The organism is Solihabitans fulvus (assembly GCF_008386585.1).
Lineage (GTDB): Bacteria > Actinomycetota > Actinomycetes > Mycobacteriales > Pseudonocardiaceae > Solihabitans > Solihabitans fulvus.
In genome coordinates, this window is the sequence record NZ_VUOB01000313.1 from 1 (window position 1) to 344 (window position 344).

1 protein-coding gene is annotated in these 344 nt (G+C 55.5%); it reads right to left on the bottom strand.

Features of this window, described 5'->3' with window-relative positions; genetic code table 11:
• Positions 1–344, bottom strand: a 344-nt coding sequence (locus F0L68_RS41665) for a hypothetical protein (protein WP_188317144.1), incomplete at both ends; no start/stop codon positions are given.

A 344-nucleotide genomic window follows, 5' to 3' on the forward strand; every position in this document is an offset into this window, starting at 1 on the left:
CTCGCCGGTCTTCTGCTTCTTGGTATCGACATCGTCATCCTCATCATCTTCAGCTGCCCGCTTGCCCGTAGCTGACTCAGCTTCCTCATCTTCATCTCCATCCTCTTCCTCACCATCACCTTCTTCTTCCTCCTCCTCTTCCTCTTCTTCTTCTTCCTCTTCTTCCTCCTCTTCTTCTACCTCCTCAACGACCTCTTCCTCCTCCTCTTCGGGTTCAGGCTCGTATTGAGGCTCTTCGTCCTCCTCGGGCTCAGCCTTGACGTCCTCTTCGCCTTCCGGAGATTCGAGTTCGCCCTTCTTCTTGCCGGGCCTCTCGCCGAACCACTTCGGCAGTCGCGCCTTTT